Raw genomic sequence first — 25,359 nt, 5'->3', positions numbered from 1 at the left:
TCCCTTCTCTCGCAGATCAGTTGCCGGTGGTGGCGGCGTCGAGGAAGACCGGGCGCTCCCCACCACCGTGGACGAGCAGGCTCGCGCCGCTGATGTACGCCGCCCGTTCGGAGGCGAGAAAGACACAGGCGTCTCCCACCTCGGCCGGGTCGGCGAGCCGGCCGAGCGGCACCGTGCGGCCGACGGCCGCGACCCCGTCCTCGTCGCCGTAGTGCAGATACGACAGCTCGGTGCGCACCATGCCGAGGACCAGGGTGTTGACCCGGACCAGCGGGGCCCATTCCACTGCCATGCTGCGGGCCAGCTGCTCCAGTCCCGCCTTGGCCGCGCCGTAGGCCGCCGAGCCCGGTGACGGCCGACTGCCGCTCACACTGCCGATCATGACGATCGACCCGCCGCCGGGCTGGGCGCGCATCTGCTCATGGGCGGCGAGGGAGGTGGTCAGGGGAGCGAGCAGGTTCAACTCGATCACCCGTGCGTGCCGTTGGGCCCCGCCTTCCTCCAGCATCCGGTACGGCGTGCCCCCGGCGTTGTTGACGAGGACGTCCAGCCTGCCGTACTCGCCCCCCACGTGCGTGAAGAAGGCGCCGACGGCGTCCGCGTCACGCAGGTCGACCGGGAGGAACCGGGCGGTGCGCCCACCCGCTTCGACAGGCCGGTCCGCCGGGCGCCGGGCGCAGGTCACCACCTCGGCTCCCGCCTCCAGCAAGGCCCGGGCGATGCCCGCGCCCACACCCCTCGTTCCGCCGGTGACCACCGCGACGCGTCCGCTCAGGTCGGTGATCGTTGCCATGGGGGACCTCCCGCGAGGCGTACTCCGCTGCTACCTTCATACCTAACAAACGTTTGGTGGAAAGGTAGCTGATCCGCTCATGGGTGTCTCCACCACAAGCCCCGACGAGGGCATCGCCGTCATCACAGTGGACTTCCCACCGGTCAACGCCGTTCCTGTACAGGGCTGGTACGACCTGGCCACAGCGGTGCGCGCGGCCGGTTGCGACCCCGGCGTGCGCTGCGTCGTCCTCACCGCGAGGGGGCGCGGGTTCAACGCCGGCGCCGACATCAAGGAGATGCAGCGCACCGAGGGGTACACGGCGCTCGTCGGCACCAACCGCGGCTGCTACGAGGCGTTCGCGGCGGTCTACGACTGCGAGGTCCCCGTGGTCGCCGCTGTGCAGGGCTTCTGTGTGGGCGGCGGTATCGGCCTGGTCGGCAACGCCGACTCGATCGTGGCGAGCGACGACGCGACCTTCGGGCTGCCCGAGCTGGACAGGGGTGCGCTCGGAGCGGCCACCCACCTGGCCCGGCTGGTGCCCCAGCACCTGATGAGGACGCTCTACTACACCTCGCGCACCGTGACGGCCGACGAACTGCACCGCCACGGCTCGGTCTGGCGGGTCGTCCCGCGCGAGCAGCTGCACGCCGCGGCGATGGAGCTGGCCAGGGAGATCGCCGCCAAGGACGGGCTGCTCATCCGCTTCGCCAAGGCGTCGATCAACGGCATCGACCCGGTGGACGTCCGCCGCAGCTACCGTTTCGAGCAGGGCTTCACGTTCGAGGCCAACCTCAGCGGCGTGTCGGACCGGTACCGCGAGGCGTTCGTGTCGCCCCAGCCATCCCAGCAATCCCCGTCATCCCAGTCACCCAAGTCAACCAAGTCGCCTACGGGGGAGGCGTGTTGAGCGACAAGACGATGACCGCCGAGCAAGTGGTCGGTCGGCTCCGTACCGGCATGACCCTGGGCATCGGCGGCTGGGGATCGCGCCGCAAGCCGATGGCCCTGGTCCGCGCGCTGCTGCGCTCCGACATCACCGACCTGACCGTGGTGTCCTACGGCGGTCCCGACGTCGGCCTGCTCGCCGGGGCGGGACGGATCCGCACCCTCGTGGCCCCGTTCGCCACCCTTGACTCCGTCCCCCTGGAGCCGCACTTCACCGCCGCCCGGCAGCGCGGGGCCTTCGGCCTGGTGGAGCTGGACGAGGCGATGTTCATGTGGGGCCTGACCGCCGCCGCGCAACGGCTGCCCTTCCTGCCGGTCCGGGCCGGTCTCGGCTCCGACGTGATGAAGGTCAACCCGCACCTGCGCACCGTCACCTCGCCCTACGAGGACGCCGAGGAGCTCGTCGCGGTGCCCGCCCTGAGCCTGGACGCCGCGCTCGTCCACCTCAACCGGGCGGACCCGCAGGGCAACGCGCAGTACCTCGGACCCGACCCGTACTTCGACGACCTCTTCTGCCAGGCCGCTGCCGCCTCCTACGTCTCCTGCGAGCGGATCGTCGACACCGCCGACCTGCTCGAGGAAGCGGGCCCGCAGACGCTGCTGGTCAAACGGGCCTTCGTGAACGGCGTCGTCCAGACCCCGAACGGAGCCCACTTCACCTCCTGTGTCCCGGACCACGACCGCGACGAGGCGTTCCAGCGGGCCTACGTCCGGGCCGCCCGCGATTCGAAGGCCTGGCAGAGGTTCACCGAGCGGTTCCTGTCCGGCGACGAAGAGGCGTACCAGGCCGCAGTCAAGGCCTTCCACGAGGAACAGCAGTCATGAGCAGCGGTGTGACGACGACCGGCGTGACGCGCGCCGAGTACTGCGTGGTGGCCTGCGCGGAGGCCTGGCGCCACGCCGGAGAGGTTCTGGCAAGCCCCATGGGCACCGTCCCCGCCATCGGCGCCCGGCTGGCGAAGCTGACGTTCGCGCCCGACCTGCTGCTCACCGACGGCGAGGCCCTGCTGATCGGCGACGTCCCGGCGCTCGGTGCCCGCGCCCAGGTGGTCGAGGGCTGGCTGCCCTACCGTCAGCATCTGGCTCTCGTGGCCACGGGACGGCGGCACGTGATGATGGGCGCCGGCCAGATCGACCGCCACGGCAACCAGAACATCTCCTGCATCGGCGACTGGGCCCGTCCCGCCCGGCAACTGCTGGGCGTCCGGGGCGCTCCCGTCAACACCCTGAACAACCCGACCAGCTACTGGGTGCCCAAGCACTCCCCGCGCGTCTTCGTGGAGCAGGTCGACATGGTGTGCGGAGTCGGGTACGACCGTGCGGCCGAGGCCGGCCCGTCGGCCACCCGCTTCCACCACGTCCCGGAGGTGGTCAGCAACCTGGGCGTCTTCGACTTCGCCACCCCGGACCACTCGATGCGGCTGCGCTCGCGGCACCCGGGGGTCACCGTCGAGCAGATCCTGGAGGCCACCGGCTTCGCCCTCACCGTCCCGGACGAGGTGCCGTGCACCCGTGAGCCCACCGCCGAGGAGCTGCGCCTCCTCCGGGAGGTCATCGACCCGAAGGGCACCCGCGACCGTGAGGTGCCCGCATGAGCGACACCGCCATCGCCACGGCCCTCACCGAACTCGTCGGGGTCCGCACCCCCCTCGTGCAGACGGGCATGGGGTGGGTGGCCGGACCCCGCCTCGTCTCCGCCGCCGCCAACGCCGGAGCCCTGGGCATCCTCGGGTCCGCCACCATGACCCCGGAGCAGCTCCGCTCGGCCGTGCGCGAGGTCAGGTCCCGCACCGACGCGCCCTTCGGAGTCAACCTGCGGGCCGACGCCTCGGACGCGGGGGAGAGGGTGCGGATCATCCTCGACGAGGGCGTGAAGGTGGCCTCGTTCGCCCTCGCGCCGCGGCCGGAGCTGATCGCCCGTCTGAAGGACGGGGGCGTGGTCGTCATCCCCTCCGTGGGCGCCCGGCGGCATGCCGAGAAGGTCGCGGCCTGGGGTGCCGACGCCGTGCTGGTGCAGGGCGGCGAAGGTGGCGGTCACACCGGCAGCGTCGCCACCACTGTGTTGCTGCCGCAGGTCGTGGAAGCCGTGGACATCCCCGTGATCGCCGCCGGCGGCTTCCGGGACGGACGCGGACTGGTGGCGGCCCTGGCCTACGGCGCCGCCGGCGTGGCCATGGGCACACGCTTCCTGCTCACCTCCGACAGCACCGTCCCCCAAGCGGTCAAGGCCCGCTACCTAGCGGCGGGTGTCCAGGACGTCATCGTCACCACCCGAGTCGACGGCCTGCCCCACCGGATGCTGCGCACCGACCTGGTGGACGCGCTGGAGCGCTCCGGCCGCGCGGCCGGCCTGCTGCGTGCCCTGCGGCACGCCTCCGCCTTCAGACGGGAGTCGGGCATGAGCTGGGCCGGACTGGTGCGCGACGGCCTGGCCATGAAGCACGGCAAGGAACTGCACTGGGGCCAGCTCCTCCTGGCCGCCAACACCCCGATGCTGCTCAAGGCCGCGATGGTCGACGGCCGCACCGACCTGGGCGTGATGGCCTGCGGCCAGGTCGGGGGGCTGATCGACGACCTGCCGTCCTGCGCCGAACTCGTCGACAGGATCATGGCGGAAGCACACGCCACGCTCGGCAGGCTCACCACTGCCGTGTGAGGGCGGGCCGTCGGCTTCATCGCACAACTACGTCTGCGTCAGTCTGCCAGTACCCGCGCTCGGCATGCGGCAGGAGTACCCCAGGCGGTGCGCAGGGGGCGGGCCTTGCGGATCCACAGGGACAGGTCCAGTTCCTCGGTGTAGCCGACGGCACCGTGGAGTTGCAGGGCCGTACGCGCCGCCGCGTAGGCCGCTTCGCAGGCCGACACCTTCGCCGCGGCGACCTCCCGGCCCGCCGCCGGGTCGTCCGCCGTCAGGGCCAGGGCGGCGGCGTGGACGAGCGGCTGGGCGAACTCCAGGGCGATGAGGGTGTCGGCCAGGCGATGCTTCACCGCCTGGAACGAGCCGACGGCCACTCCGAACTGGGTGCGCTGCCGCACGTACTGCACCGTGCGCTCCAGCAGGGCCCGTCCCACCCCGAGGGCCTGCGCGGCCGTGACCAGCGCCGCCACATCGGCAGCGTACGCGGCTGCCGCCGGCACCGCGGGCCCCTGTGCGAGCACGACTCCGCCGAGCGGGCGGGCCGGCCTGCGCGCCGGGTCGGCCGACGGCTGCATCGGGCCGTGCGCGTCCGCGAGCCGCACGGTGTCGCCGTCCACGACGAACACCGCGTCCGCGGCGTCGGCGTCCAGCGCGTATGGGCTGCCTCCGGGCCACAGGACACACAGGGACGCCACGGCCTTGCCGGACGCGAGCTGCGGAAGCCAGACGTGGGCCGCATCGCCCCCGAGCCGGCCCAACAGGGCACCGGCGGCGGCCGTCTCGGCCAGCGGACCGGGCACGGCATGACGGCCCAGCTCACCGAAGGCGACGGCCAGTTCGAGGGGCAGCGGCCCCACGCCCTCATGCTCCTCCGGCACCGCGAGGGCGAAGACGCCGGCCTCCGCGAGCCTGGCCCACAAGGCGCGTCCGGGTCCGTGGTCGCCGGACGCCCAGGACCGTACGACGCCGGGTGTGCCGGCGGATCTCAGCATGCCGTCCAGGGTGCGGGCGAATTCCCGCTGCTCGTCGCTGAGAAGGAAACGCATCACCGGCGCCCCTTGGGCAGACCGAGCAGCCGCTCGGCGATGATGTCGCGCTGGATCTCGTTGGTGCCGGCGTAGATCGGCCCGGCCAGGGAGAAGGTGTAGCCGTCAGCCCAGCTGCCGTGGGCCGGGGCCTCGCCGGCCTCGTCGGACAGCTCGCCGTAGGGGCCGAGCAGATCGAGGGCGGTCTCGTGCAGGGCGATGTCCAGCTCGGACCAGAAGACCTTGTTGAGGCTGGACTCCGCGCCGATCGATCCACCCGCGGCGATGTGCGAGGCGTGCGCGTAGGTGAACAGCTGGTAGGCGCGCGCACCGATGACCGCGTCGGCGACCCGGTCGCGCAACGCGGCGTCGTTGGGGCCGGGGTTCGAGCCGGAGCGGGAATCGGAGCCGGAGCGGGAGCGGGATGCGAAGCCGGAGCCGGATTCGAAGCCGGAGCCGGAGCCGGATTCGAAGCCGGAGCAGGATTCGGAGCCAGGGCGGGATCCGGAGTCGGGGCCATATGCGGATCCGCCGGTGGAGCGCCACAGGTCGGTCAGCCGGCCGGCCGCGGCGGTGAAGCGCCCGGGGCTGCGCAGGGTCAGTCCGCGCTCGTTGGCGCTGGTGCTCATGGCGACCCGCCAGCCCTGTCCCGGCTCGCCGATGACGTCTTCGTCCGGCACGAAGACGTCGTCGAGGAACAGCTCGGCGAAGGCGGGCTTGCCGTCCAGCCGTCCGATGGGCCGCACGGTCACCCCGTCCGCGTCCAACGGGAACATCAGGTACGTAAGGCCCCGGTGCGGCCGGTCCGCATCCGGGTCGCTGCGGAACAGCCCGAACGCCCGGTCCGCGAAGGCCGCCCGGGACGACCACGTCTTCTGCCCGCTGACGCGCCAGCCGCCCTCCGTCCGTACAGCGACGGACCGCAGCGAGGCCAGGTCGGACCCGGCCTCCGGCTCGGACCAGGCCTGCGCCCAGATCACCTCACCGCTCGCCATGGACGGCAGAACGCGCGCACGCTGCTCGTCGGACCCGTGCTCGAAGAGCGTGGGGGCGAGGAGGCTGATGCCGTTCTGGGAGACCCGGCCGGGCGCGCCGGCCCGGTAGTACTCCTCCTCGAAGATCAGCCACTCCAGCGGGGAGGAGCCCCGGCCGCCGAACTGTTCGGGCCAGGAGACGACCGACCAGCCGCCGGCGAACAGCACGCCCTCCCACTCCCGGTGCGCGGCGAACCCCTCGGCGGTCTCCAGCGACGGCAGCGGGACGGACGGTACACGGGCGGCGAGCCAGTCCCTGGCCTCCGAGCGGAAGGCGTCCTCGGCGGCGGTGAAGTCGAGGTCCATCAGCGGCGTGCCTCCTTCATCGCGCGCACGTCCATCCCGCCGAGCGAGTCGTCGCCGGTCTCGGCGTTGTGGGCGTGGGCGAGATGGTGCAGTCCGAAGACCGAGTCCAGCCCCGAGTGCAGGCCCTGAAGGTCCTCCGCCTGGTTGACGGCGCGTTTCGTCAGCGCCAGTCCCATCCGGGGCATCGCCGCGATCCGTTCCGCCAGCTCCAGTGTGCGCCAGGTGAGTTCCTCGCGAGGCACGACACGGTTGACCATGCCGACCTCATAGGCGCGCCGCGCGCTCATCCGTTCGCCGGTGTAGAGGAACTCCTTGGCGATCCGTGGCGGCATCACCCACGGGTGCGCGAAGTACTCGACCCCAGGGATGCCCATGCGCACCACCGGGTCGGCGAAGAAGGCGTCCTCGGAGGCGACGATCAGATCGCAGACCCAGGCGAGCATCAGCCCGCCGGCCACGCACGCACCCTGGACCGAGGCGATGACCGGCTTGGGCAGTTCGCGCCAGCGCCGGCACATGCCCAGGTACACCTCGGACTCGCGGGCGAAGCGGCCCTCGGCCCCCGATTTCTGCGAATGGTCCCACCACAGTCCGGCCTTGCGGTCGAACGGCAGGTGCGCGTCCCGCTCAGGTGTCCCGATGTCGTGACCGGCGGAGAAGTGCTTCCCTGCTCCGGCGAGGACCACGACCCTCACCTCGTCGTCGTCCGCAGCGCGGTAGAAGGCCCGGTCCAGGGCGTAGGTCATCGCGGAGTTCTGGGCGTTGCGGTACTCGGGCCGGTCCATCGTCACCAGGGCGACGGCGCCGCGGCGCTCGTAACGGACGGGCTCCGGGGGCGCGGTACGGGCAGTGGGCATCCGCAACTCCTTCCCTAACAAGTGTTTGGTAGGTTAACGTGCGGGAGGTCAGCCGTCGAGAGCCGCCGGGAGCCGCCGATGAGCACCGCGCAGGAGTTCCCGCCGGTGTCCGTGCCTGGCTGGGCGCCGGCCTCACCGGCGAGTTCGCCGCCCTGCGCGGCCGCGGCGGACCGGGCCCGGAGCACGTGGCGTCCGCCCAACACCTCGCCTGGCCGTCGAGCCGTACCTCGGGCCCACGCCCATCGCCTGGCGAGGTACAGCGGAACGTCATCGCCGAGCACGTCCTCGGCCTGCCCAAGGAGGTACGCCCATGACCTCGGTCCCACCGCCGTACCTGCCCGGCCACCACCTGCTCACCGGCCGCACCGCCGTGGTCACCGCCGCCGCCGGTGCCGGGATCGGCGGCGCCACCGCCCGGCGGCTGCTGGAGGAGGGGGCGCGGGTCGTGATCTCGGATGCCCACGCCCGCCGCCTGAAGGAGGCCGGGGCGGAGCTGGCCGCCGAGTTCGGCGCGGACCGTGTCACCGCACTGCCCTGCGACGTCACGGACGACGACCAGGTCACCGCGCTGTTCGAGCACGCCGAGCACCACCACGGACGCTTGGACATCGTGGTCAACAACGCGGGCCTCGGCGGCACCACCGATGTCGTCGACATGACCGACGAGCAGTGGAACAAGGTCCTCGACGTCACACTCAACGGCACCTTCCGCTGCACACGCGCCGCACTGCGCCGCATGAAGGCCGCGGGCGCCGGCGGCGTCGTCGTCAACAACGCCTCGGTGATCGGCTGGCGCGCACAGCGGGGACAGGCCCACTACGCCGCCGCGAAGGCCGGTGTCATGGCCCTCACCCGGTGCGCCGCGGTGGAGGCCGCCGCCTACGGAGTGCGGGTGAACGCCGTCTCCCCGAGCCTGGCCATGCACCCGCACCTCGCCAAGGTCACCACCCCCGAACTGCTGGAGGAACTGACCGGACGGGAGGCCTTCGGGCGCTGCGCCGAACCGTGGGAGGTGGCCAACGTGATCGTGTTCCTGGCCAGCGGCTACGCGTCGTACCTGACCGGCGAGGTCCTGTCGGTCAGCAGCCAGCACCCGTGAGGCGAGAATGGACCCGTGCCGAAAAGCAGCGACAGCGACCACAAGAAGACCACGGTGAGCACCCCCGAGCGGCGCGAGGAACTCCTGGCCATCGCGGCCGAGGTGTTCGCCGCGCAGGGCTACAACGCCACGACCGTCCGGAAGATCGCCGACGCGGCGGGGATGCTGGCGGGCAGCCTCTACTACCACTTCGATTCCAAGGAGTCGATGCTGGACGAGATCCTCTCCGGCTTCCTGGACGAGCTCTGGGCGCGGTACGACGCCGTGCTCGGCGCCGGGCTCGGCCCCAGGGAAACACTCGAGGCCCTGGTGACCGAGTCCTTCCGGGAGATCGACCGGCACCTCGCCGCGGTCGCCATCTACCAGAAGGAATCCAAACACCTCGGGACCCAGCCGCACTTCGCCTATCTCGTCGAGTCGCAGCAGAAGTTCGAGAAGGCATGGCTGGGCACGCTGGAGCGCGGCGTGACCGCCAAGGTCTTCCGTGCAGACCTGGACGTACGGCTCACCTACCGCTTCGTGCGCGACACGGTCTGGGTCGCGGCGTCCTGGTACCGGCCGGGCGGCCGCCACAGTCCCGAGGAGATCGCCCGTCAGTACCTGTCGATGGTGCTGGAGGGCATCGCACTGCACGACTCATAGGCAGTCCCGTACGTCGCAGACTCAGAGGAGGAGACGCCATGGCCGAGGCCTACATCGTCGAAGCGGTGCGCACCCCGGTCGGCCGACGGGGCGGCGGACTGTCCGCCGTCCACCCGGCCGACCTCGGCGCACACGTGCTGACCGCGCTGATGGAACGCTCCGGTGCCGACCCGGCCGCCGTGGAGGACGTGGTGTTCGGCTGCCTCGACACCGTCGGCCCGCAGGCCGGTGACATAGCGCGCACCTGCTGGCTGGCCGCCGGGCTGCCGGAGGAGGTGCCCGGTGTGACCGTCGACCGCCAGTGCGGCTCCTCGCAGCAGGCTCTGCACTTCGCCGCCCAGGGCGTCCTGTCCGGCACCCAGGATCTCGTCGTCGCCGGCGGCGTGCAGAACATGTCGCAGGTCCCCATCGCCTTCGCCACCCGCCAGGCCGCCGAACCGCTGGGGCTGACCGAGGGCCCGTTCGCCGGTTCCGAGGGCTGGCGGGCCCGCTACGGTGACCGGCCGGTCAACCAGTTCCTCGGCGCCGAGGAGATCGCCCGCAAGTGGGGCATCACGCGGGAAGCCATGGAGGAGTTCGCATTCCGCTCCCACCGGCGGGCGATCCGGGCCATCGACGAGGGCCGCTTCGACCGGGAGACGGTCGCGTACGGCGACGTGACCCACGACGAGGGCCCACGCCGCGACACCAGCCCGCAGAAGATGGCGGGACTGCAACCGTTGGTGGAGGGCGGCCGGCTGACCGCTGCCCTCTCGTCACAGATCTCCGATGGCGCCTCGGCCATGCTGATCGCGTCGGAGCGGGCCGTACGGGAGCACGGTCTCACCCCCAGGGCCCGCGTCCACCACCTCTCCGTACGCGGCGAGGACCCGATCCGCATGCTGTCCGCCCCGATCCCGGCCACCGCGTACGCCCTGAAGAAGTCCGGGATGACGCTCGACGTGATCGACCTGGTCGAGATCAACGAGGCCTTCGCCTCGGTGGTACTGGCCTGGCTGAAGGAGACCGGTACCGATCCCGAGAAGGTCAACGTCAACGGCGGGGCCATCGCCCTGGGGCACCCGCTCGGAGCCACTGGAACCCGGCTGATGACCACGCTCCTGCACGAGCTGGAACGCACCGGCGGCCGTTACGGGCTGCAGACGATGTGCGAGGGCGGCGGCCAGGCCAACGTGACCATCGTCGAACGCCTGTGACGCGGGCACCGGTGGCCCTGGCGGTCAGTTCAACTGCTGAGAGGCTCGCGGAGGACGCCCATGCGGCCGGCCCGGGTAAGGACCACGCCCGCGTCAAACATCAGGTGCGATTGATCCGTGCGGCGATGCCGTGACCGATCAGCAGATAAATAATGGCCGGGAGTCCATAATTGAGGATGACGCGTAGCCCTTCTGTGTCCATGGTGAAAATGTCCTGCGCCCAGCCGGAAAGCCAGTCCGCCGCTCCGTGCACGAACTCCACGAATGGGTTCGCCTGGTTGGCGTCGAGCAAGTAGAGCACGATCCACAAGGCCAGCAGACCGGCCGCGACGTCGGCGATCGTGCAGAGGGTGACAGCCGTTCTGCGCGCGGCGGCCTGGTTGCGGGCGGAATGGTCGGGCACTGGGGGCTGGTCGTAGCTCTGGTACCCGGAAGCCGGGCCGGTGTTGTTCATGGGGAATCCGCTCTGACGGGTTTGTTTCCTTCTCCTTCAGCGCCCGGTATTCGCCGCCGTGTTACACCCGGCAGTTGGAATGCCCTCATGTCGCGGCCTATTCCGTCACGTACGTAAAAGGTCACCCTGGGCGGTACATTCCGGGCATCGGAAAGCGATGGTCAAGGCGCCCCGCAGTCCCGGCGCACTTGCGCCCGCAGGCCGTCCCGACGGATGTGAGAGCACGTAAGAGTTCCGTCATCTCCTGCGGGCTTCGAAACGGCGGTCCGTCGCGTTGAATGGGTGGGACAGGCGAACTCTGAAGGGGTGGGGCAAGGATGAGGCGTGAGCGGAAGGTACTGACCAGTCCGTTGGTCATCGGGCTGGTGGTGGTCGCGTTCGCCGGGGTCGGTTTCGGGCTGTACTGGTTCCAGCCGTGGAAACTGTGGCAGGACGAGACCGTCCAAGAGACTCTGCCCGAGGTGGTGGCCACATCTGCCCCGCCCGCGGCGGAGGCCGAGACGCCCTCCTCGCCGGTCGGTCCGCAGACGCTGGCGCGTGGTGAACTGATCAGCCACGAACACGCGACCTCGGGCACGGTGAAACTCGTACGGCTCGCCGATGGCTCCCACGTCGTCCGGCTGGAGAACCTCGACACCAGCAATGGCCCGGACCTGCGCGTGTGGCTGACCGACGCACCTGTGAAGGAGGGGAAGCCCGGCTGGCACGTCTTCGACGACGGAAAGTACGTCAGTCTGGGCAAGCTCAAGGGCAACAAGGGGAGCCAGAACTACGTCCTGCCCGACGACACCGACCCCGCTCGGTACACCAGCGTCAGCATCTGGTGCGACCGCTTCGACGTCTCCTTCGGCGCGGCCGAACTCGCCCGCGCCTGACATCCACGAGTGGTCTCATGAGTCCGGGCGCAAGACGCGCCTGACATCCGCGGGCGGTCCCACGGGTCCGGGCGCAACAGTGGCACAGTGGCCGTCCTCGTTGCCAAGCCACCGGCGGGCCAGGTCTCTTCAGTGCCACTGTTCCCCCTTCAGCGGCTGAGGCACGGGGGAGCTGAGCATGGGATCCGGCAGTTTCCACGGCATGTTCGCGGGTCAGGCAGCGCTCTTCTTCTTCCGGCGGCCTGCCGTACGGCTGAGGGCGTCGATGAGCTCCTGCCGGCTCATCTTCGACCGGCCGGGGAGGTCCTGGCCGGTGGCCCGCTCGTACAGCTCTGCCTTGCTCAGCTTCCGCAGCTCGTTCTTGCCCGCCACCCGCTCGCGGCCTGATGCGGACGATGCACGTCCGGCCTTCGGCGACTCCTTCCCGCCGGTGCTCTTCTTCGACGTCCCTGCGGGAGATTTCCGCGCTGTCTTCCCTGAGGAGCCCGGCCGCTTCCTCTCGCCCCCGCGAGCCTGGTCGATGCTGCCCTGCAGCGCCTGCATCAGATCGACGACGTTGGTCGCCGCCGGCGCCTCCTCGGCCGCGGCGATCTCCTGGCCCTCGGCCTTCGCCTTCACCAGTTCGCGCACCTTCTCCTGGTAGGTGTCGCGATAGCGGGAGGGCTCCCAGGCCCCGCTGAGGGAATCGACCAGCTGGAGCGCCATGTCCAGCTCCTTGCCCTTTCCGGCACGGCCGGAGGGCATCTCGGGAAGCTCCTTGAGCGGGTCGCGGACCTCATCGGCCCAGTGCAGGGTCTGGAGCACCAGGACCTTGTCCTCCGCGCGCAGCGCGGTCAGGTACTGCTTGCCGCGCATCACGAACGTCGCGATGCCGACCCTGTTCGACTGCGCCAGTGCCGCCCGCAGCAGCTCGTAGACCTTGGTGTATTCCTTTCCGCGCGGGGCGAGGTAGTAGGTGCGGTCGAAGTAGACCGGCTCGATCTCCTCAAGGTCGACGAAGTCGGTGATGTCAATGGTCTGGGAACGGCCCGGAGCGATCTCGTCCAGTTCCTCGGGCTCCACCAGGACGTACTCGCCCTCACCCACCTCGTAGCCCTTCACGAGGTCGCCGGTGCCGACCTCGTCACCGGTGCGCTCGTTCACCCGGCGGTTGCGGATCCGGTCGGCGGTGCCGCGCTGCAACTGGTGGAAGTGGACGGTGTGGTCCCGGGTCGCGGAGTACAAACCGACTGGCACGCTGACCAGCCCGAACGTGACCACACCGGTCCAGATCGCGCGTGCCATGACCGCCCACTCCATCCCATGCCGCCGGCCGACCAGTCAGGGCTCATACACCGTGCGCTCACCGCCCGGCCGATACCCGACTGGTGTGTCTCTTATGAGACACGGCAGGTCAGCGGCCCGCATCTTGGCCGCGCACCGGCGACGCGGGCCCTGTCGGCACATGGCAAGCACGCTGCCACCGACGATCAGCCGGAGCTGTGGCCGTTCGCGGCCCTCATGGGTGCCGGGCGCCGGAGTTCGCCGAAAGTCCCGACACCGATGACCTACTATTAGCCATCCATGGAAGATAATTCTCCGGAAGATGAGTGATGGCTGACCTGAAGCGCCTGTATCGGGAGCTGGTCTCGCTGGAGATCGAGCTGTGGAGCGGCATCGAGGGGCGGTTGCGGGCCGAGTACGACCTGCCGCTGACCTCGTTCGAGGTGCTGCACCTGCTGTTGCGTCGGCCCGGGCCGCGGATCCAGGACATCGCGGAGGAGTTCTCGATCACTGTGGGTGGCACCAGCAAGGTGGTCGATCGTCTGGAGGCGGCGGGCCTGTGTGTCCGGCGGGCCAATCCCGACGACCGCCGTTCGTCGGTCGTCGAGTTGACGCCTGAGGGGCGCAAGCTGGTGGCCGGGGCGCTGGAGGTTTTCGAGGACGAGCTGGAGCTGCGGATCGGGTCGGTGATTTCTGATCAGTCCGTGCGCGAGGTGACGGCGGTCCTCGGCACGCTTCGGGTAGCCGGACAGGCCCTGGACACGGAGCGTAAGGCCGCCGGGAAGACGCCGGTGCCGGGCACGCGGGGGACCAAGCAGCCCTGACTGGGACGATCCCGCGACCTCGGCGGAGGCCGCTGACGCACGGCACGACTGTGCCTCTTTGGATTACGTTCGCAATATCATAGGCTGGGGGAGTTGGGGCAGGGCAACCGGTCCTTGCGACCGGCGAGGGAGCGTGTGCTGTGGTGCGATACGGAAAAGAGCACAAGTCGGAGACCAGGCGGCGGATCATCGAGACGGCGGGTCGCCGGTTCAAGCAAGACGGTATCGACGGCTCCGGGGTCTCGACCCTCATGAAGGACGCGGGACTGACCAATGGGGCCTTCTACGCTCACTTCGAATCCAAGAACGACCTCGTCGCCACGGCGATCGCCGACCAGTTGAAGGCGCAGGCCGAGAACATCGTCGCGCGTGCTGCGCCTGGCCGTGCCGGGCTCGAGCAGATCGTTCGCGGGTACCTGTCACCCCAGCACCGCGACAACCCTGGCGACGGCTGCCCGAACGCCGCTCTGCTCGACGAGATCGGGCGCTGCACCGACACGACCAAGCAGGCCTATACCGATGGCGTGCTGGTGCTCATCGACGGCATCGCTGACCGCATGGCTCCCGAGGCCCCGTCCTCCACACGCGTGAAGGCGCTCGGCCTCCTCGGCCTGATGGTCGGGACGCTGCAGCTCTCCCGCGCCTTGACCGACAGCCGACTGTCCGACGAGCTCCTCGATCAGGGGATGAACAACGCCCTCGCCCTGCTGGACGCCGAGCAGTGCGGCTGACGCACCAGATCCCCAGCCTCCTGGCTGTGGCAGCCGTGGCTGTCGAGGAAATGCGCGATGCCGGCGCGTTCTCTCCGGCCGCTTCACTCGGTCGACGCGACCCGAGGAACGTACGGGTTTCTCGACTTCCCACTCGCGGGCCTCCTCGGCGAACTTGCGGTCGGCGAGGGCGGGGGACCGCGCCGACCAGGAGGGGCCGCCGGTACTGGCGCGACACCGCGAGTGCGGCGGGCGCGTCGATGTCGAGATCCGCTGCGAGCGGGGCCACCCGGTGCAGGCGCACGGCCTCGAGAGCGTCCCCGGCCCGGCCTTTCGTGTGAGGCCGCCCCAGTGAGCTGAGGACGCCTCGTCCGGACGAGGCCGAAGGAGCCTCGGCCCGCCGTCGATGATGGCTGAGCGGGCACGCACCACGGCGCCAGGGTGCTGAGTCGGATGTCAGGGGAACCGCTGCCGAGGTGATGAAAGACGGTTGCCTCCCCGGACCTCCACCGGCCACCCTGCGGCGGGCGACGGCGAGTACCGCCGCTGTCGAGTTGATGACCAGGTTGTTCTATCGGAGCGAGTCGGTCCCTCGCGGGAGTCGGCCGCCCAGCGGAAGGGAAGCCGTCCATGGACGAGCAGGGTGAGCACTTCGACGTCGTCGTACTCGGCGCGGGACCCGGCGGATACGTGGCCGCCATCCGGGCCGCTCAACTGGGCAAGAGCGTCGCGGTCGTCGAGGAGAAGTACTGGGGCGGCGTCTGCCTGAACGTGGGCTGTATCCCCACCAAGGCCCTGCTGCGCAACGCCGAGCTCGCGCACATCTTCACGCGCGAGGCGAAGACCTTCGGCATCAAGGTCGAGGGTGAGGTCTCCTTCGACTACGGGGAGGCCTTCCGCCGCAGCCGGAAGGTCGCGGACGGCCGGGTCAAGGGCGTCCACTACCTGATGAAGAAAAACAAGATCACGGAGATAAGCGGTCGCGGCACGTTCCTCGACCCGCACACGCTCCAGGTGGCCGACTACGACGGCAACACCCGCAGCATCGGCTTCGATCACTGCGTCATCGCCGCCGGCGCGAGCCCCAGGCTGCTGCCTGGCACTCGACGCACGTCCCGCGTGGTGACGTACGAGGAGCAGATCCTCGCCGCGGACCTGCCGCAGTCGATCGTGATCGCCGGGGCCGGAGCCATCGGTGTGGAGTTCGCCTACGTGCTGCACAACTACGGCGTGAAGGTCACAGTCGTCGAGTTCCTGGATCGGGTCGCCCCGCTGGAGGACGCCGAGGTGTCCACGGAACTCGCCAAGCAGTACCGGAAGTTGGGCATCGACGTGCTCACCTCGACGCGCGTCGAGTCGATCGACGAGTCCGGCCCGCAGGTCCGTGTCACGGTCACCGGCAAGGACGGCGCCCAGCAGGTCCTCGAGGCCGACAAGGTCCTGCAGGCGATCGGCTTCACACCGAACGTCACCGGCTACGGCCTGGAGAACACCGGCGTGCGCGTCACCGAGCGCGGTGCGATCGACGTCGACGGCCGTTGCCGTACCTCGGTCCCGCACATCTACGCCATCGGGGACGTCACAGCGAAGCTGATGCTCGCGCACGCCGCCGAGGCGATGGGTGTGGTCGCCGCCGAGACGATCGCGGACGCCGAGACCATGGAGCTGGACTACGTGATGATCCCGCGGTCCACCTTCTGCCAGCCGCAGATCGCCAGCTTCGGCTACACCGAGGCGCAGGCGAGGGAGAAGGGCTTCGACGTCCAGGTCGCCAAGTTCCCGTTCACCGCGAACGCCAAGGCCCACGGTTTGGGCGACGCGACCGGCTTCGTGAAGCTGATCAGCGACGGCAAGTACGGCGAGCTCCTCGGGGCTCATCTCATCGGCCCCGACGTCACCGAACTCCTCCCCGAACTGACCCTGGCCCAGCAGTGGGACCTCACGGTCCACGAGGTCGCCCGCAACGTCCACGCCCACCCCACCCTGGGCGAGGCGGTCAAGGAAGCCCTCCATGGTCTCGCGGGCCACATGATCAACATGTAGCAGGGTGCTTGGGGCACCGGCAGCCGGGTCCGCCGGCGCTCAGAGCCGGCTTCGATGCGACGGCCCGCGCCGAAGAGATCTCGAAGCCTGGGTCAACGCGCCATGCGGTTGTTCTTGCGGATCTGCTTGTCGAACGCTCCGGCGGGGACGAGGCGGCGTGCCGTGGTGACACGGGAGGCCAGCGGGCCGGCGGTATAGCGCAGCTTCGGCTTCTTGTCGGTGGCCGCGGTGACGATCACCGTGGCGACGACGGCGGGATCGTCGCCGTCCTTCATCGCCTGCGCCATCACCTCGTCGAAGACCCGCCGTCGCTCCGCGTACAGAGGGAGCGGGGTATCGGGCCGTGCGGCGTTGGTGTCGAAGCCGGTCTTGGTGTAGGCGGGCTGGACGAGGAGGACCCGGACGCCGTGCTCGCGGACCTCGTGGTCCAGCGACTCGGAGTAGCCCTCGATGGCGTGCTTCGAGGCGACGTACAGGGCCATGAAGGGCTGGGGAGCGACCCCGAGGACCGACGAGATGTTGATGACGCGTCCACCACCCTGGGCGCGCATGTGCGGCAGGACGGCCTTCGTCATGCGGATGACGCCCAGGACGTTGACGTTCAGGACGCTCTGCGCCTGGGCGACGGAGTTCTCCTCGACGGCGCCCGCCGCGCCGACGCCTGCGTTGTTGACCAGCACGTCGATGCGTCCGAACCGGTCGATCACCTCTGCCACCGCGGCGGCGGCAGAGGTGTCACTGGCCACGTCGAGATCGAGGTACGTCACGCCCGTGGGCGGAGTGAGTCCGGAGGTCTTGCGGCCGGTTCCGACGACCTCGAAACCCGCCGCGACGAAGGCGCGGGCCGTCTCCTTGCCGATCCCGGATGAGGCACCTGTCACGAGCGCCACCCGCCGAGTTGTCGTCATCACGAACTCCCTCATTCACATTATGATCGTATGGCATATGGTCGTACGACCATATGCTGAGGGCCGGTCGATGGCAAGTGGTCGCGTCAGGCGATCCGTAAGTGCGGCGATCCGGGCAAGGCGCCGGGGTTGCTGAGGGCGGCGCGGGGAAGAGTCACGGGCGGACGATGAGCAGGGCCCCGCTCCCGGAGTCCCGGCAGGGCCGGCCGGCGCCGCCCTCCGTCGCCGCTCGCGCCCGGTCCGCGGCATCCACCCCCGAAAATCTAACTTCGTGAGAGTAGACATTGGACAGTGGTGTGGTTATGGTTTCTCTCGTAGCCCAGACAGACGGAAAGGCCCGGCAGACATGAACTGCCGGGCAGCAGTACCGCAGTTGCAGTGCGCAGGACGGTGCGGTCGTGGAGTTTCGAAGCCAGGGAATCGCAGGACGGCGACGGGACTGACGGCCGGACCGGGTGGCCCGCAGTGATCAGGGGCCGCCGCGAGCAGTACCGCAGTACCCGCAGTGGTATCAGTGAGCAGTACCTCGGTGAAGGCGTCGACTGCGGGCGCGCGCACCGGGAGGTTCGGCAGTGGGGTTCCAAGCCAGAGCAGTGTCAGGACGGCTGACGGGGCTGGCTGCCGAAGCGTACGAACAGCGAGGGAAGAACGGAGGAATGGGACGCCATCAGGATCGCCCGGGCGGCATTTCGAGTCCCGGGTACCGCAGGACATCGATAGCGAGGTGGTCTCCGGTCAAGCAACCGCGATCCCAGCATCCCCGGCAGCATCTCGGTCGGGTATGTGGAGACAGAAGGCCGGCGCAGTATCAGGGCCGGCAGATGGTGTAGCAGTTCCTTCGGGCCCTGGCGCCGTACGGCGCCAGGGCCCTCCAGTGTTTGTATGGATGCCGACGACGGTCGGATGAGCCTGGGCAGCGCTCGGCTCCGTGGTGCCGCGGCGTACCCGTCGGCCTGAGTGGCGTAGGACGCAGGTATGCGGGTAACTGACGTGGGCTGGTCGGGAGTGGCGCAACACCTGGGGAGGTCGAGCGCCGCTCCCTGAGCGCAGCCGCTGCTCGACCTCCAGGTAAGGCGGCTCATGGCCACTGGTCCGGCCCTCGCATGCCTACGTCGGGACGTGGGTCTGCCCCGAAGCTCTGGACTTGCTCAAACGCGCTTCGAGTAGCCGCAACCGCGGGCATGCTGCGGGCAATCCGGGCGTAGCTCGGCGGAGCGGGGGCGTCGTGTTGATCGCATTCGTATTGATGAGCGGGTTCGTACTGGTGCTTGTCACGGTGGTCACCTGGATGGTGCGCCGGACGTGGCGTCGCGCCTGGGACGATCTGGGCATGCGGGCCACCGTGCGCGGCTCGAGCGCCGGGCCGGGCCATGGAGCGTGGCCGACCGGCACCGGAATGCACGGCGCAGCTACGGCGCATGAAGCCGGCAGCCCGGCCGACCACTCATCCTGGTGGGAGGCAGGCACGTGCGAAGGCACTTCGAGTGGCTGCTCCGGCGGTAGTTCCTCGACCTGCGGGAGCAGCTCGTCGTCCTGCAGCAGTTCCTGCTGACCGAAGCCGGGGCTTTGATCACGGGCGCGTCATACTCCTCTCGATCCCACCGGTGCAGGCGATGAACGTGCGCGCGTCGGGCGGCCGCGACCTCGCCGAAGAGGCGCATACCGCGCGCGTGTGAGCCCTGTATGCGCCCCCGTCGGAGCGGCCAAAATGCGCCGTGCCGACGGGCATGTGGCCGAGAGCTGTCCGTCCGAGTCCCCAGAAAGGCAGGGTGGCTGAGGGTGTTGGTACGTCTGCCCAAAACCGTGTCGGAAGCGCGGGAGTACCTGACCGAGGGAGCGGTGCCGATAGGCGGCGCGACTTTGGTCTGGGCCACCTGGCAGAGCGACGGGTTCCCCGAACAGGCCATGTCGCTGCGCGAGTTGCCACAAGCCAATGTCATCGGCCCCGAGGAGCTGGGCGGTGCGGTGGTACTGAGTCGCATCGACGACCGAATGCCGTACGTCTTGCACGCTGCGGCCAAAGCGGTGGGCACCGGCGCGGTGCGCCGCGCGGCCACGGTCGGCGGCAACCTGGCAGGCAGCGCGTTGCGCTGCCTGTTGCCCGCCGCCTTGGTCCTGGAGGCCCGTGCGACCGTACTGGCCCCGCACGGCGTCTACGAGACCGATCTCGCCGAGGTGACGGCCAAGCGGCCGCTGCTGCTCAGCCTGCGCTGGCGCGCGCCGGTCGCCAGCGCTTACCGCAAGCTGCAGGGCGAGGCGAGCGGCGAACCACCCCTCGTCGTCGCCACTGCTCTGCACACCGACACCGGTGGACGCCACCGCCTTCGCGCCGCCGTCCGCCACGGCTACGACGTCCTGACCGCGACCACGACCTTCGGCCCCGACGCCGCCCACCCCTTGGACGAGCTGCGCGAGACCTCGGCGGCGGACGCCCCCGGTGCCTGGGACCTCATCACCGAACAGGTCACCGCACTCCTGGCCTCAGCCCGGGACGACTGAGACGCGAGCCGTGAACCGGGTCGGCCCTGATGACCCTGGGCGGACCCGGACACCCACGCGCCGCGGTCCGCCGGATCGTCCGGGCGAAGCAGCATTCGAGGGGCGCACAACGCCCACCGTGCTGAGCGATCACATCGGACAGGCGCCGACCACTGCTGCCGTCCGGTGGCTCAGGCGTCGATGATGACGGGAATGATGAGCGGCCTGCGGCGGTGGGTGCGGAATGCCCAGTTCGCCACGGCGCGGGCAACGAGCTGTTCGAGTTGGTGCGCGTCCCCGACGCCCTCCGCGGCCGCGGTGGCCAGGGTCTTCTCGATGACGGGGATGACCGGCTCGAACGTGGTGTCGTCGTGGACGAAGCCGCGGGCCAGGAAGTCCGGGGCCTCGGCGAGGGCGCCGGTGTCCGCGTCCACGATCGCCACGACCGTGACCACGCCTTCGGAGGCGAGGGTAAGGCGGTCCTTCAGAGACGCTTCGGTGGCGCCGCCGACTTCCATGCCGTCCACGTAGACATTACCGGCGGGAACCTTGCCGGTGATGGACGCGCGCCCGTCGACGAGGTCGACGACGACGCCGTCCTCCGCGATGACGACCCGATCGGGGTCGACGCCGGTGCGGATGGCGAGGTCGCCGTTGGCCCGCAGGTGGCGCCATTCGCCGTGCACGGGCATGACATTGCGGGGTTTGACGATGTTGTAGCAGTAGACGAGTTCGCCGGCGCTGGCGTGCCCGGAGACGTGCACCTTCGCGTTGCCCTTGTGGACGACGTGGGCGCCCCAGCGGGTGAGTCCGTTGATCACCCGGTAGATGGCGTTCTCGTTGCCGGGGATGAGGGAGCTGGCGAGCAGGACGGTATCGCCCTTGCCGATACGGATCTGGTGGTCACGGTTGGCCATCCGTGACAGCGCGGCCATCGGTTCGCCCTGGGAACCGGTGCACACCAGGGTGATCTTGTGGTCGGGGAGCTTCTCCAGCTCCTTGGTGCTCACGACCAGACCGGAGGGGACCTTCAGATAGCCCAGGTCACGGGCGATGCCCATGTTGCGGACCATGGATCGGCCGACGAAGGCGACCTTGCGGCCGTGCTGGTGGGCGGCGTCCAGGACCTGCTGGATGCGGTGCACATGGCTGGCGAAGCTGGAGACGATGACCCGGCGTGGCGCGGTGCGCATCACCTGCTCGATCGCCGGGTTCAGCTCGCGCTCGGAGGTGGTGAAGCCGGGTACCTCGGCGTTGGTGGAGTCGGTGAGGAACAGGTCGACGCCCTCCTCTCCGAGGCGGGCGAAGGAGCGCAGATCGGTGATGCGGTCATCGAGAGGGAACTGGTCCATCTTGAAGTCGCCGGTGTGCAGCACCATCCCGGCGCCGGTGCGGATCGCGACCGCGAGGCTGTCCGGGATGGAGTGGTTGACCGCCACGAACTCGCAGTCGAAGGGCCCGAAGCCGCGCCGGTCACCCTCCCGCACCCGCGCCGTGCGTGGCCGGATGCCGTGTTCCTTGAGCTTGGCCTCCAGGAACGCCAGCGTCAGCTTCGATCCGACGACGGGAATGTCGGACCGCTCGCGCAGCAGGTACGGCACGCCGCCGATGTGGTCCTCGTGGCCGTGAGTGAGGACCACGGCCACGATGTCGTCCAGCCGGTCCCGGATCGAGGTGAAGTCCGGCAGGATCACATCCACGCCGGGCTGGGTCTCCTCGGGGAACAGCACGCCACAGTCGACGATGAGCAGCTTGCCGGCGTACTCGAAGACGGTCATGTTGCGGCCGATCTCACCGAGGCCGCCCAGGGCGATGACCCGCAACCCTCCTTCGGGAAGGGGAGGGGCGGCTTTCAGTTCGGGGTGCGGGTGACTCATACCCTGACGGTACCCGGAGAACGGGACGGGATGATCCATTGCCTGTGTGATATCCCTTCCGGACGGAGTGCGCAGTCCTCAGTGAGTGCCTGGGTACGACCGGATCACGTCGGCGGACGGTCCCGTGAGCCGCTGCGGGGTGGATTCCGGGACCGCACGCCCTACGGGCTGGGTCAGACATTGCGGCGGTACTGGCCGCCCACCTCGAAGAAGGCCTCGGTGATCTGCTGGAGGGAGCAGACCCGGGTGGCGTCCATGAGGACGGCGAAGACGTTGTCGCCGTTCGTCGCCGCGTTCTTGAGCGCGGCGAGGGCGTCGTGGGCCCGGTCGCGGTGGCCGGTGTGGAAGTCCCGCACGCGCTCCAGCTGGGACTGCTTCTCCTTCTCGGTGGCCCGGGCGAGTTCCAGCTCCTGAGACCGGCTGTCGCCGCCGGGGCGGAGGAAGGTGTTGACGCCGATGATGGGCAGGGTGCCGTCGTGCTTGCGCTGCTCGTACAGCATCGACTCGTCCTGGATGCGGCCGCGCTGGTATCCGGTCTCCATCGCGCCCAGTACGCCACCGCGGTCGCTGATCCGCTCGAACTCCTGGAGGACGGCCTCCTCCACCAGGTCCGTGAGTTCGTCGATGATGAACGATCCCTGGAGGGGGTTCTCGTTCATCGCCAGGCCCCACTCGCGGTTGATGACGAGCTGGATGGCCAGCGCCCGCCGCACCGACTCCTCGGACGGGGTGGTGACGGCCTCGTCGTAGGCGTTGGTGTGCAGCGAGTTTGCGTTGTCGTAGATGGCCGTGAGGGCCTGGAGGGTGGTGCGGATGTCGTTGAAGTCCATCTCCTGGGCGTGCAGGGAGCGTCCGGAGGTCTGGACGTGGTACTTCAGCTTCTGACTGCGTTCGCCCGCCCCGTACTTCTCCTTCATGGCGACGGCCCAGACGCGGCGGGCGACCCGGCCGAGGACGGTGTACTCGGGGTCCATGCCGTTGGAGAAGAAGAACGACAGGTTCGGGGCGAAGTCGTCGATGTGCATGCCCCGGGCGAGGTACGCCTCGACGTAGGTGAAGCCGTTGGCGAGGGTGAAGGCGAGCTGGCTGATGGGGTTCGCGCCGGCTTCGGCGATGTGGTAGCCGGAGATGGACACGGAGTAGAAGTTGCGCACCTTGTGGGCGATGAACCACTCCTGGATGTCGGCCATCATCCGCAGGGAGAACTCGGTGGAGAACAGGCAGGTGTTCTGGCCCTGATCCTCCTTGAGGATGTCGGCCTGCACCGTGCCGCGTACGCTCGCGAGCGCGTTGGCCCGCAGCTCGTCCGCCTCCTCGGGCGACGGGTCACGGCCCTCGGCGGCCCGGAACTTCTCCAGCTGCTGGTCGATGGCGGTGTTGAGGAAGAACGCCAGGATCGTCGGCGCGGGGCCGTTGATGGTCATGGAGACCGAGGTCGTGGGTGAGGTCAGGTCGAAGCCGTCGTAGAGGGCCTTCATGTCCGCGAGCGTTGCCACCGACACCCCGGAGGTGCCGACCTTGCCGTAGATGTCGGGGCGTTCGTCCGGGTCGCGGCCGTAGAGGGTGACCGAGTCGAAGGCGGTGGACAGGCGGGTGGCCGGCTGGCCCTCGGAGAGCAGCTTGAAGCGCCGGTTCGTACGGAACGGATCGCCCTCACCGGCGAACATCCGCGCCGGGTCCTCGCCGTCGCGCTTGAAGGGGAACACCCCTGCCGTGAAAGGGAAGTAGCCGGGCAGGTTCTCCCCGCGCCAGAACCGCACCAGCTCCCCGTGGTCGGTGAAGCGGGGCAGGGCGACGCGCGGGACGTTGTTGCCGGACAGGGACTCGCGGGTCAGCTTGGTGCGGATCTCCCTGTCCCGGACCTTCACCACCTGCTCGTTCCCGGAGTAGGAGGCGATGACGGCGGGCCAGTTCCCGATCTGCTCCGTGACCCGGTGCGGGAGCTGCTTGCGGGCGTCGTCGAGCAGCGAGTCCACGTTCGCGGCGTCGGAGCCGGCCTCGACGAGCTCGTCCCTGACCGCCTCCAGGCGCTGCAGCCGCCTGGCCGCCTCGGCCAGGCGCTGGGTCTCGGCGCGGTACGCGCGGACCGTGTCGGTGATCTCGGCGAGGTAGCGCACCCGGCCCGCGGGGACCACCTGCCGGATGCCGGAGGAGTGGCGTACTCCGACCGGTGCCAGCGCGCCCTCGGACAGCGGCAGTCCCTTCTCCGCCAGGCCCGACTTCAGGTGCTGGTAGAGCGCGGTGACACCGTCGTCGTTGAATGTCGCCGCCGACGTGCCGTACACCGGCATGTCCTCGGGCCGCATGCCGAACGCCTCACGACTGCGGACCAGTTGGCGGCCCACGTCGCGCAGTGCGTCCTGCGCGCCGCGCCGCTCGAACTTGTTGATCGCCACGACGTCGGCGAAGTCGAGCATGTCGATCTTCTCCAGCTGCGAGGCGGCACCGAACTCCGGTGTCATCACGTACAGCGAGGTGCCGACGAACGGCACGATCGCCGCGTCGCCCTGGCCGATGCCCGGCGTCTCCACGATCACCAGGTCGAACCCGGCGGCCTTGACCACGTCGATGACGTCGGTCAGGTGCTCGGGCAGCTCGCGACTGCCGCGGGTGGCCAGGCTGCGGAAGAAGACCCGGTTCCCGTCCAGGGAGTTCATGCGGATCCGGTCACCGAGCAGTGCCCCACCGCCGCGGCGGCGGGTCGGGTCGACCGCGATCACGGCGATGCGCAGCTTGTCCTGCTGGTCGAGGCGGAAACGGCGCACCAGTTCGTCCGTCAGTGACGACTTGCCCGAGCCGCCCGTGCCGGTGATGCCGAGCACCGGCGTGACCCGTGCCGCGGCGGCGGCCCGCAGCCGCTCCAGGAGATCCGGGGGCAGCTTGCCCAGTTCCGCGCCGGTGATCGCGCGGGCGATCGCGAACCGGTCACCGGCCAGCACGGTGGACGCGTCGGCCGGTTTGCCGTCCCAGAGGTCGAAGTCGCAGTCCTGAACAACCGAGTTGACCATTCCGGCCAGGCCCATCCGCTGCCCGTCCTCGGGCGAGAAGATGGTCACCCCACTGTCGCGCAGCCGGGTGATCTCCTCGGGCACGATGACGCCGCCTCCGCCGCCCACCACACGGATGTGGTCGGCTCCCGCCGCGCGCAGCGACTGGACCAGGTACTCGAAGTACTCCACGTGCCCACCCTGGTACGAGGAGACGGCGACACCGTGGGCGTCCTCCTCCAGAGCGGCGTCCACGACCTCCCGTACCGACCGGTTGTGTCCGAGGTGGATCACCTCGGCGCCCTGGGACTGGAAGATGCGCCGCATGATGTTGATCGACGCGTCATGCCCGTCGAACAGAGCCGAAGCCGTGACCAGACGGACGGGGTGCACGGGCCGGTGCAGATCACTCATGGGGGCCTT

Annotated in this window: 22 protein-coding genes; 13 read left to right on the top strand and 9 right to left on the bottom strand. The window is 69.7% G+C overall.

Annotated elements, in window-relative coordinates; translation table 11 throughout:
• Positions 1–16: 16 nt before the first annotated feature.
• Positions 17–793, bottom strand: a complete 777-nt coding sequence (locus C1J00_RS00220; RefSeq protein ID WP_102906995.1) for an SDR family oxidoreductase — start codon at positions 791–793, stop codon at positions 17–19.
• Between the two features lie 79 nt (positions 794–872).
• Here C1J00_RS00220 and C1J00_RS00215 point away from each other — a divergent pair, with 79 nt between their 5' ends.
• From C1J00_RS00215 to C1J00_RS00200, 4 genes are read left to right on the top strand one after another with little or no spacing between them, the layout of a single operon-like run.
• Positions 873–1,682 carry an enoyl-CoA hydratase family protein gene (locus tag C1J00_RS00215; protein ID WP_102906994.1) on the top strand — a complete coding sequence of 270 codons (810 nt, stop codon included), beginning with the start codon at positions 873–875 and terminating at the stop codon, positions 1,680–1,682.
• Entirely contained in the window at positions 1,679–2,545 is an 867-nt protein-coding gene (locus tag C1J00_RS00210; RefSeq protein ID WP_245936105.1) for a CoA transferase subunit A, read from the top strand. The genes C1J00_RS00215 and C1J00_RS00210 overlap by 4 nt, the downstream gene beginning before the upstream one ends.
• Positions 2,542–3,315 carry a CoA-transferase subunit beta gene (locus C1J00_RS00205; protein WP_102906993.1) on the top strand — a complete coding sequence of 258 codons (774 nt, stop codon included), beginning with the start codon at positions 2,542–2,544 and terminating at the stop codon, positions 3,313–3,315. Before C1J00_RS00210 ends, C1J00_RS00205 begins: the two co-directional genes overlap by 4 nt.
• Entirely contained in the window at positions 3,312–4,376 is a 1,065-nt protein-coding gene (locus tag C1J00_RS00200) for an NAD(P)H-dependent flavin oxidoreductase (protein ID WP_102906992.1), read from the top strand. Before C1J00_RS00205 ends, C1J00_RS00200 begins: the two co-directional genes overlap by 4 nt.
• Positions 4,377–4,414: 38 nt before the next feature.
• On the opposite strand, the gene C1J00_RS00195 is transcribed toward C1J00_RS00200, so the two are convergent.
• The 3 genes from C1J00_RS00195 to C1J00_RS00185 are packed head-to-tail and all read right to left on the bottom strand — an operon-like array spanning position 4,415 to position 7,580.
• The gene (locus C1J00_RS00195; protein ID WP_102906991.1) at positions 4,415–5,404 is read right to left on the bottom strand and encodes an acyl-CoA dehydrogenase family protein; all 990 of its coding nucleotides are present in this window, start codon (positions 5,402–5,404) and stop codon (positions 4,415–4,417) included.
• Complete coding sequence (locus C1J00_RS00190) at positions 5,404–6,723, bottom strand: acyl-CoA dehydrogenase family protein (protein WP_102906990.1); 1,320 nt, start codon at positions 6,721–6,723, stop codon at positions 5,404–5,406. The genes C1J00_RS00195 and C1J00_RS00190 overlap by 1 nt, the downstream gene beginning before the upstream one ends.
• Positions 6,723–7,580: an enoyl-CoA hydratase gene (locus tag C1J00_RS00185; RefSeq protein ID WP_102906989.1), complete on the bottom strand. Its 858-nt coding sequence runs from the start codon at positions 7,578–7,580 to the stop codon at positions 6,723–6,725. Before C1J00_RS00185 ends, C1J00_RS00190 begins: the two co-directional genes overlap by 1 nt.
• A gap of 38 nt (positions 7,581–7,618) precedes the next feature.
• On the opposite strand from C1J00_RS00185, the gene C1J00_RS00180 reads away from it, so the two are divergent.
• From C1J00_RS00180 to C1J00_RS00165, 4 genes are read left to right on the top strand one after another with little or no spacing between them, the layout of a single operon-like run.
• Entirely contained in the window at positions 7,619–7,894 is a 276-nt protein-coding gene (locus C1J00_RS00180; protein WP_102906988.1) for a hypothetical protein, read from the top strand.
• Positions 7,891–8,679: an SDR family oxidoreductase gene (locus C1J00_RS00175; RefSeq protein ID WP_102906987.1), complete on the top strand. Its 789-nt coding sequence runs from the start codon at positions 7,891–7,893 to the stop codon at positions 8,677–8,679. The genes C1J00_RS00180 and C1J00_RS00175 overlap by 4 nt, the downstream gene beginning before the upstream one ends.
• Before the next feature lie 15 nt (positions 8,680–8,694).
• Positions 8,695–9,321: a TetR/AcrR family transcriptional regulator gene (locus C1J00_RS00170; RefSeq protein ID WP_180989340.1), complete on the top strand. Its 627-nt coding sequence runs from the start codon at positions 8,695–8,697 to the stop codon at positions 9,319–9,321.
• Between the two features lie 38 nt (positions 9,322–9,359).
• Positions 9,360–10,517: an acetyl-CoA C-acetyltransferase gene (locus C1J00_RS00165; RefSeq protein WP_102906986.1), complete on the top strand. Its 1,158-nt coding sequence runs from the start codon at positions 9,360–9,362 to the stop codon at positions 10,515–10,517.
• Positions 10,518–10,617: 100 nt separating this feature from the next.
• Here the strand turns inward: C1J00_RS00165 and C1J00_RS00160 are convergent, their stop codons facing one another.
• Positions 10,618–10,971 (bottom strand): hypothetical protein, encoded by a 354-nt coding sequence (locus tag C1J00_RS00160; RefSeq protein WP_102906985.1) that lies wholly within the window; start codon positions 10,969–10,971, stop codon positions 10,618–10,620.
• A gap of 317 nt (positions 10,972–11,288) precedes the next feature.
• On the opposite strand from C1J00_RS00160, the gene C1J00_RS00155 reads away from it, so the two are divergent.
• Positions 11,289–11,846, top strand: coding sequence for a DM13 domain-containing protein (locus C1J00_RS00155; protein ID WP_102906984.1), 558 nt, complete (start codon positions 11,289–11,291; stop codon positions 11,844–11,846).
• 213 nt (positions 11,847–12,059) lie between these two features.
• Here C1J00_RS00155 and ku read toward each other — a convergent pair whose 3' ends face one another.
• The gene (gene ku, locus C1J00_RS00150) at positions 12,060–13,130 is read right to left on the bottom strand and encodes a non-homologous end joining protein Ku (protein WP_102907035.1); all 1,071 of its coding nucleotides are present in this window, start codon (positions 13,128–13,130) and stop codon (positions 12,060–12,062) included.
• Between the two features lie 308 nt (positions 13,131–13,438).
• On the opposite strand from ku, the gene C1J00_RS00145 reads away from it, so the two are divergent.
• The 3 genes from C1J00_RS00145 to lpdA all read left to right on the top strand — a co-directional run bounded on the left by C1J00_RS00145 (position 13,439) and on the right by lpdA (position 16,686).
• Positions 13,439–13,933, top strand: coding sequence for a MarR family winged helix-turn-helix transcriptional regulator (locus tag C1J00_RS00145; RefSeq protein WP_102906983.1), 495 nt, complete (start codon positions 13,439–13,441; stop codon positions 13,931–13,933).
• A gap of 140 nt (positions 13,934–14,073) precedes the next feature.
• Entirely contained in the window at positions 14,074–14,664 is a 591-nt protein-coding gene (locus C1J00_RS00140) for a TetR/AcrR family transcriptional regulator (RefSeq protein ID WP_102906982.1), read from the top strand.
• A gap of 609 nt (positions 14,665–15,273) precedes the next feature.
• Entirely contained in the window at positions 15,274–16,686 is a 1,413-nt protein-coding gene (lpdA, locus tag C1J00_RS00130) for a dihydrolipoyl dehydrogenase (RefSeq protein ID WP_102906981.1), read from the top strand.
• A 92-nt stretch (positions 16,687–16,778) separates the two neighbouring features.
• Here lpdA and C1J00_RS00125 read toward each other — a convergent pair whose 3' ends face one another.
• Entirely contained in the window at positions 16,779–17,594 is an 816-nt protein-coding gene (locus C1J00_RS00125; RefSeq protein WP_102906980.1) for an oxidoreductase, read from the bottom strand.
• Between the two features lie 1,779 nt (positions 17,595–19,373).
• On the opposite strand from C1J00_RS00125, the gene C1J00_RS00115 reads away from it, so the two are divergent.
• Positions 19,374–20,093: an FAD binding domain-containing protein gene (locus tag C1J00_RS00115; RefSeq protein WP_102906978.1), complete on the top strand. Its 720-nt coding sequence runs from the start codon at positions 19,374–19,376 to the stop codon at positions 20,091–20,093.
• 170 nt (positions 20,094–20,263) lie between these two features.
• Here the strand turns inward: C1J00_RS00115 and C1J00_RS00110 are convergent, their stop codons facing one another.
• Together C1J00_RS00110 and icmF are read right to left on the bottom strand one after the other, a co-directional pair.
• Entirely contained in the window at positions 20,264–21,949 is a 1,686-nt protein-coding gene (locus C1J00_RS00110; protein WP_102906977.1) for a ribonuclease J, read from the bottom strand.
• A gap of 173 nt (positions 21,950–22,122) precedes the next feature.
• Positions 22,123–25,350, bottom strand: coding sequence for a fused isobutyryl-CoA mutase/GTPase IcmF (icmF, locus tag C1J00_RS00105; RefSeq protein WP_102906976.1), 3,228 nt, complete (start codon positions 25,348–25,350; stop codon positions 22,123–22,125).
• Positions 25,351–25,359: the final 9 nt, after the last annotated feature.

The sequence above is a fragment of the Streptomyces cahuitamycinicus genome (assembly GCF_002891435.1).
Taxonomy (GTDB): domain Bacteria; phylum Actinomycetota; class Actinomycetes; order Streptomycetales; family Streptomycetaceae; genus Streptomyces; species Streptomyces cahuitamycinicus.
The sequence above is the reverse complement of the archived record's forward strand: the minus strand, read 5'-3'. Positions and strand labels throughout refer to the sequence as shown.

Bases quoted from the DNA above. Each gene is read 5' to 3' on its own strand.
- C1J00_RS00215 (WP_102906994.1), top strand. From the start codon at position 873: ATGGGTGTCTCCACCACAAGCCCCGACGAGGGCATCGCCGTCATCACA.
- C1J00_RS00125 (WP_102906980.1), bottom strand. From the start codon at position 17,594: ATGACGACAACTCGGCGGGTGGCGCTCGTGACAGGTGCCTCATCCGGG.
- C1J00_RS00160 (WP_102906985.1), bottom strand. From the start codon at position 10,971: ATGAACAACACCGGCCCGGCTTCCGGGTACCAGAGCTACGACCAGCCC.
- C1J00_RS00175 (WP_102906987.1), top strand. From the start codon at position 7,891: ATGACCTCGGTCCCACCGCCGTACCTGCCCGGCCACCACCTGCTCACC.
- C1J00_RS00110 (WP_102906977.1), bottom strand. From the start codon at position 21,949: ATGAGTCACCCGCACCCCGAACTGAAAGCCGCCCCTCCCCTTCCCGAA.
- ku (WP_102907035.1), bottom strand. From the start codon at position 13,130: ATGGCACGCGCGATCTGGACCGGTGTGGTCACGTTCGGGCTGGTCAGC.
- C1J00_RS00190 (WP_102906990.1), bottom strand. From the start codon at position 6,723: ATGGACCTCGACTTCACCGCCGCCGAGGACGCCTTCCGCTCGGAGGCC.
- C1J00_RS00220 (WP_102906995.1), bottom strand. From the start codon at position 793: ATGGCAACGATCACCGACCTGAGCGGACGCGTCGCGGTGGTCACCGGC.
- C1J00_RS00195 (WP_102906991.1), bottom strand. From the start codon at position 5,404: ATGCGTTTCCTTCTCAGCGACGAGCAGCGGGAATTCGCCCGCACCCTG.
- icmF (WP_102906976.1), bottom strand. From the start codon at position 25,350: ATGAGTGATCTGCACCGGCCCGTGCACCCCGTCCGTCTGGTCACGGCT.
- C1J00_RS00165 (WP_102906986.1), top strand. From the start codon at position 9,360: ATGGCCGAGGCCTACATCGTCGAAGCGGTGCGCACCCCGGTCGGCCGA.
- C1J00_RS00145 (WP_102906983.1), top strand. From the start codon at position 13,439: ATGGCTGACCTGAAGCGCCTGTATCGGGAGCTGGTCTCGCTGGAGATC.
- C1J00_RS00205 (WP_102906993.1), top strand. From the start codon at position 2,542: ATGAGCAGCGGTGTGACGACGACCGGCGTGACGCGCGCCGAGTACTGC.
- C1J00_RS00185 (WP_102906989.1), bottom strand. From the start codon at position 7,580: ATGCCCACTGCCCGTACCGCGCCCCCGGAGCCCGTCCGTTACGAGCGC.
- C1J00_RS00200 (WP_102906992.1), top strand. From the start codon at position 3,312: ATGAGCGACACCGCCATCGCCACGGCCCTCACCGAACTCGTCGGGGTC.
- C1J00_RS00155 (WP_102906984.1), top strand. From the start codon at position 11,289: ATGAGGCGTGAGCGGAAGGTACTGACCAGTCCGTTGGTCATCGGGCTG.
- lpdA (WP_102906981.1), top strand. From the start codon at position 15,274: ATGGACGAGCAGGGTGAGCACTTCGACGTCGTCGTACTCGGCGCGGGA.